Here is a 4,196-nt window from a genome sequence, read left to right on the forward strand (position 1 = left end):
CTCATGCGGCGGTGCACCTCTAGAAATTGTGAAGCGATATATCCAGAATCAGTCAGGAGGCGCTATCCCTCCCCACCGTATAGACGGTGGGGAATCCCGCGCCTTACGTTGAATTGGCCCCATCTCGAAAGCTTGAGAAAATCTTCAGGGTTCAGATAATTAATTGTCGAAATGGGCTGCCCCGGATTGCTCCAAAAGCTGGCGGTACAGCCTCACAATTTTGTCTTCCACCTCAGCCTGGCTCAGGTGATCCGTGTCGATCAGAATGGCATCGGGGGCAGGCCGCAAGGGAGAGATAAGCCGTTCGCTGTCGCGGCGATCCCGCTGCTCAATCTGAGCTTTTAACTCTTCAAGGGACACCACTTGTCCTTGGGCTTGCAGTTGGTGTTGCCGGCGCTGGGCCCGCTCCCCCACCGAGGCGGTCAAAAAGACTTTCAGCTCGGCATCAGGAAAAACATGGGTACCGATATCTCGCCCCTACAGGACATCCCCCCCATCCCGTCCAATGAGGCGTTGCCGCTTCACCAGCTCCTGCCGTACCCCTGGCACTGCCGCCACCTGAGAAACCCAGCGGGTCACCTCTGGGGAGCGAATGGCCTGGGTAACTTCCTCACCGTCGGCCCAGATGCGGGTTGGTTCGTCGGCCGAGGGGCCACTTTGTAAGGTTAGTTGGGTTTGGGCAGCCAGTTGGGTCAGTTGCTCGGCGTCGTCCAACGGGATCCCCCGCTGCAGCGCCAGCCAGGTGATGGCCCGGTACATCGCCCCCGTATCCAAGTACAGGAGCTGCAGTTGAGCGGCCACTGCTCGCGCTACGCTGGACTTCCCGGCCCCTGCCGGGCCGTCGATGGCAATCAGCGGGCGACGCCCTGTTTTCGGGGAAGGAGGCACTGCACTCTGCTGTTTTTGGGGCAAGGGATCCGCACCTTCCGGGGAAAGGAGCAGGTTGTCAATCAGGCGAGTTTGCCCTACATAGGCGGCGATGGCCAGCAGTCCCTTATCTTTGACCTCCGATAGGGGCTGGAGGGTTTGCGGATCCACCAATTCCAGATACTGCACGCGCACCTCCGGGGTGTGCTCTAGCTCAGCACGGGCGGCGGCCAGGATCCCTTCGGCGGAGGGATCCCCGGCTTGCCAGTGGTCGTAACCTCGGCGCAGGGCGCGGTACAGGCTGGCGGCCGCCTGCCGCTCCGCTGCTGAGAGGTAGCGGTTGCGGGAGCTGTAGGCAAGGCCGTCGGCTTCTCGCACGGTGGGGCAAGGGACAATGGTGGTGGGGATCTGCAGATCCTGAACCAGGCGCTGGATGATGGCCAGTTGCTGGGCATCCTTTTGGCCAAAATAGGCCCGCTGCGGCTGCACCAGGTTCAGCAGTTGCAGCACGATGGTGGCCACGCCGCGAAAATGCCCCGGTCGGTGGGGGGCGCAGAGGGTCTGCAGAAGGGATTCGGGGGGCATCACCCAAGTGCGGTCGCCTCCGGCTGCCGGGTCGGCTCCCATCTCTTGCGGGTCGGGGGCAAACGCCACATCCACGCCCGCCGCTTCACACAGGGCCCGATCCCCTTCCTCATCGCGGGGGTAGCGATCCCAGTCTTCGTTGGGGCCAAATTGGAGGGGGTTGACGAAGATGCTGACCACCGTGTGGTCACACTCTTGGCGGCAGCGGCGGATCAGACTGAGATGCCCCTCGTGCAGGGATCCCATCGTTGGCACCAAGCCTATGGTAGATCCCCGCCAGCTCGCTACCTGCTCCCGCAAAGCCGCCACCGTGCGCAGCCACTGCATCGCTATGCCACCTCACCTGCTGAGCCGCTCTCTTGCCGACGGTTTGGTGCCAGCTTTTCCTCCCTGGCTTTCACAGACCGATCTTATTGCCGCGCTGATACTGTCTGTAGGCGGCCACAAACAGGCCTGCCAAGGTAACCAGCACCATCCCCAAAACGATCCCCAGCAAAATTGGCTCGATCACAACCTAGGCCTCCTACTTCAAACCTAGATCATGATAAGCCAAGCCCAAACTCTTCCTCACCTTGCCCGGGCCTTTGAGGAGGGGATCCCTGCCAAAAATCAAAACAACGAAGAGACGGGGAACACCTCCCAATTGCCTCAGTGGATGGTCAAGTCTCCACGGCTATAGCTTGCTTTTTGATCACTTCGTTTAACTTGCAACTGTCCCGCCTGAGCTTGCCGAAAGATGTTTCCCAACCACAACTGCCCTCCCGCTTTGAAGGAGTGCCTGTCTGGGCTGGAAGAGCAACTGCGCCCTCTGGCAGACAAGGCCGTTCCCCTACTGGTGGCAGACTCGGATCCGCTACAAGTGTGGGCTGCCGTTTTGGCCTGCCAACACCTGGGGATCCCCCTCTTCTTAGCCAATCCCCACTGGGGAGAACGGGAGTGGGGACAGGCTTTGGCCGGCCTGGGATCCGCTTGGCACTGGCGGCAAGGGCAGTTGCAGGAGGATCCCGCCTGCTCCAACCCCCAGCTGGAGCATTGGCAACAGCTCCTGCACAGCACCGATTGGCCGGTAATTGGGATCCCTACCGGCGGCTCCGGCGGTCAGGTGAAATGGGCGGTGCACTCCTGGCGTACCCTCAGCGCCTCCGCCAGAGCCCACCAACAGCACTTCCGGGTGGAGTGTATCCATAGCTACTGTGTGTTGCCTCTGTACCACGTCAGCGGCCTGATGCAGGCTGTTCGTTCCTGGCTGAGCGGCGGCCAGTGGATTGTCTGGGATTGGAAACGACAGCAGCAGGCTGAGGCCTGGGATCCGCCTTTGCCGGGCAGCTTTCTGTCGCTGGTGCCCACCCAGTTGCAGCGACTGTTGCTCAACGCTCAGCCAGGAGTCTTGGAGAGCCTACACCAATTCCAGGCCATTCTGGTTGGCGGCGGCCCCACCTGGCCCAGTTTGCGGCAACAGGCCCGGCAGTTGCACTTGCCCCTAGCCCTCACCTACGGCATGACCGAAACCGCCTCCCAGGTATGTACGCTGCTGCCAGAAGCTTTCTTGCAGGGCAGCGACAGTCTGGGCCGGCCCCTACCCCACGCCACCGTGGAGATCCGCGGTGAGAGAGGGGATCCCCTGCCCGCCCAGACGGTAGGCCGCATCCACGTGTGGGCTGAGTCGCTGGCACTGGGCTACTACCCTCTCTCCAGCGAGGCAGATTCTCTAGGCCAATGGCAACAGCGGGGCTTCACCCCCGGCGATTGGGGCTATCTGGACTCAGAGGGCTATCTCTACTGGCTGGGCCGCGCCGACGAGCTCATCCTGACCGGAGGGGAAAAGGTGATGGCCGCCGAGGTGGAGGGGGAAATCCGCGCCAGCGGCTGGGTAGAAGATGTCTGTGTGCTGGGCCTGCCCGATGAGGAGTGGGGCCAGCAGGTGGTGGCGGTGGCTGTGCCCAGGGCTGGGATCTCTCTAAGCAGCAACGAGCTGGAGAAGCACCTAAAGCGGCACCTTGCACAACAACTAAGCCCCTTCAAGCACCCCAAGCAATGGCTGTGGTGTAGCGGGATCCCCCGCAACGCCCAGGGCAAGGTCAACCGCCAGCAGCTCCGGCAGTGGGCGGCCCAGCAGTTGAAAGTTGCAGCGCCAGGCAGCTAGCTGGATCCCTCCCGGATGCCCAGACGGGCTAGATCTCGCCGGATTTCAAAGGCCAACTCCCGGTTATTTGGCTCTGTGGCCAAGGCCTTTCTCAGATAGGCTTCTGCCTGCCGGTGGCGCCCCTCTTGGATCAAATGGTTGCCGAAGCGTTGATAGGCCAAAGCCAAGATGTGGATGGCCTCGCCGGAGTTGGGAAAGCGTTTCAGGAGGGCTTCGGCCAGAGCCACTGCCGTGGGCAGCTTGCGCTCGCGCCAGGCGGCCTTAACGCGGGCAATTCCTGCCTCAAGGGAGTCCCGAGCCGGCGGTTCTGCTGAGGTGGAGTCCAATCCAGTGGTGCGCACAACCACCCGCCTTTCTCCTTTCCCAGGACTGGGCGGGGATTGTCGTTGGGCGTCGTAGCGCCGCCGCTCTTCAGGGTTGCTCAGCACTTGGTAGGCCCGATAGATCTGCTCAAATCGTTCTCGGGATCCCTCTCCTGCCACATCGGGGTGAAACTGCCGTGCCAACCGGCGAAAGGCTCGCTTGATACAGCCTGTTAATTTAAAATAGGGTACAGGTTTTAAGAGGAAGGAGAGAAGGGAATGCCAACCCATTCTTTGGA

At 61.6% G+C, this 4,196-nt stretch carries 3 protein-coding genes and 1 pseudogene; 1 reads left to right on the top strand and 3 read right to left on the bottom strand.

Annotated features, from left to right (window positions below):
• Window positions 1-159: 159 nt before the first annotated feature.
• Window positions 160-1,779, bottom strand: a pseudogene (locus tag NW845_RS12470) (bifunctional pantoate--beta-alanine ligase/(d)CMP kinase).
• Window positions 1,780-1,849: 70 nt separating this feature from the next.
• Window positions 1,850-1,963 carry a cytochrome b6-f complex subunit V gene (gene petG / locus NW845_RS12475; protein ID WP_414332627.1) on the bottom strand — a complete coding sequence of 38 codons (114 nt, stop codon included), beginning with the start codon at window positions 1,961-1,963 and terminating at the stop codon, window positions 1,850-1,852.
• Between the two features lie 225 nt (window positions 1,964-2,188).
• Between petG and NW845_RS12480 the strand changes: the two genes are divergently transcribed.
• Window positions 2,189-3,595 (top strand): 2-succinylbenzoate--CoA ligase, encoded by a 1,407-nt coding sequence (locus NW845_RS12480; RefSeq protein ID WP_414378760.1) that lies wholly within the window; start codon window positions 2,189-2,191, stop codon window positions 3,593-3,595.
• Here the strand turns inward: NW845_RS12480 and NW845_RS12485 are convergent.
• Window positions 3,592-4,188, bottom strand: coding sequence for a DnaJ domain-containing protein (locus NW845_RS12485; protein ID WP_414378761.1), 597 nt, complete (start codon window positions 4,186-4,188; stop codon window positions 3,592-3,594). The genes NW845_RS12480 and NW845_RS12485 overlap by 4 nt on opposite strands.
• Window positions 4,189-4,196: the final 8 nt, after the last annotated feature.

Source organism: Synechococcus sp. H60.2 (assembly GCF_047462315.1).
Lineage (GTDB): Bacteria > Cyanobacteriota > Cyanobacteriia > Thermostichales > Thermostichaceae > Thermostichus.

Excerpts from the sequence above, each read along its gene's own strand:
- NW845_RS12480 (WP_414378760.1), top strand. The coding sequence starts at position 2,189 with ATGTTTCCCAACCACAACTGCCCTCCCGCTTTGAAGGAGTGCCTGTCT.
- NW845_RS12485 (WP_414378761.1), bottom strand. The coding sequence starts at position 4,188 with ATGGGTTGGCATTCCCTTCTCTCCTTCCTCTTAAAACCTGTACCCTAT.